The organism is Paenibacillus baimaensis (assembly GCF_025567575.1).
Genome location: NZ_JAOQIO010000042.1, coordinates 1 through 1,208, shown reverse-complemented (window position 1 = coordinate 1,208; position 1,208 = coordinate 1). Strand labels below are relative to the sequence as shown.

Annotated in this window: 2 protein-coding genes; both read left to right on the top strand. The window is 40.2% G+C overall.

Features of this window, described 5'->3' with window-relative positions:
• The first annotated feature begins 51 nt into the window (after positions 1–51).
• Entirely contained in the window at positions 52–603 is a 552-nt protein-coding gene (locus OB236_RS14260) for a TetR/AcrR family transcriptional regulator (protein WP_262684604.1), read from the top strand.
• Positions 603–977 (top strand): DMT family transporter, encoded by a 375-nt coding sequence (locus tag OB236_RS14255; protein WP_262684603.1) that lies wholly within the window; start codon positions 603–605, stop codon positions 975–977. The genes OB236_RS14260 and OB236_RS14255 overlap by 1 nt, the downstream gene beginning before the upstream one ends.
• Positions 978–1,208: the final 231 nt, after the last annotated feature.

Below are 1,208 nucleotides of genomic sequence, written 5' to 3'. Positions count from 1 at the left end.
CAGCTTGAAATAAAACCGTCTGGACGGTATAATAATTAAGGGTGATATAATATGAAAACAAAAAAAAGAGATTTGAAGAGAGAACTGATCCTTAAAACAGTTTCGCAAATTGTAAGTGAAGAAGGTGTGGAAAAGTTAACATTAGAGGCCGTTGCCCAAAAGGCGGGCATCAGTAAGGGGGGCTTGCTATATCATTTTCCAAATAAAGATTCTTTGATTCTAGGTGTGATTGAGCAGTTATCCAATCACTTTGTCGAAGGGTTTAATAAGAGGGCAAATGACGATCCACACTCTAAAGGGAAGTGGACGAGGTCTTATATCGAAACATCGTTTTTCGGAGAGAGCGATGTGAATGATCTTTATACGGCGATTTCTGCTGCGCACTTTACTAATCCTGAAATGCTGCAACGGTTACAATACGAATATTCTGAGATTCAGAATAAAATCGAGAATGATGAATTAGACCCCGTTCGCGCTACGCTTGTTCGTTTAGCAATAGATGGTCTTTGGTTTGCTGAAATGTTTGGTTTGGCCCCACCAAAATCAGACTTAAGGCAAAAGGTAATTGAACAGTTAAAAGTAAGTATACAGGAGGTAAAGTAATGGCATATTTATTCTTGGCAATCTCTATCATTGGTGAGTTGATCGGTACATCGATGCTTAAGGCATCGCAAGGTTTTACTAAACTATATCCCACTCTATTCACGGTTGTTGCCTTTGTAACCTCGTTCTATTTTATCTCACTTGCTCTTAAAACACTTCCCTTAAACATGACTTACGCTATCTGGTCAGGAGTAGGAGCAGTAGCAACGGCGCTTATTTCTGTATTGATTTGGAAAGAAAAAATAAACACAGGAAGCGTCGTCGGAATCGCATTGATTGTTATTGGGGTAGTGGTATTAAACTTATTCGGTGCTGGACACGGAGAAGAAAAGGGTACGACAGAATCTGCAAGCTCAATTGTACATAATAAGTGAAGCACCAATCGGTTGGCTGTTCTTAACTAACAGAGGATTTATATTGATGCTTATGGAGTTTGGCGGTAGTTAACGCATCTTACTTCGAAAAACAAAGGTAAGGCCGGTGCAACCAGTCAAAAAGGATTAATCTCCCATAAGTGCTACCCACATTGAGTGCGACAGTCTGTGATGCACCGTGATGGTTGGAGTCAGACTAACGGTTGGGCTCTAATGGCACCATAGTTAATA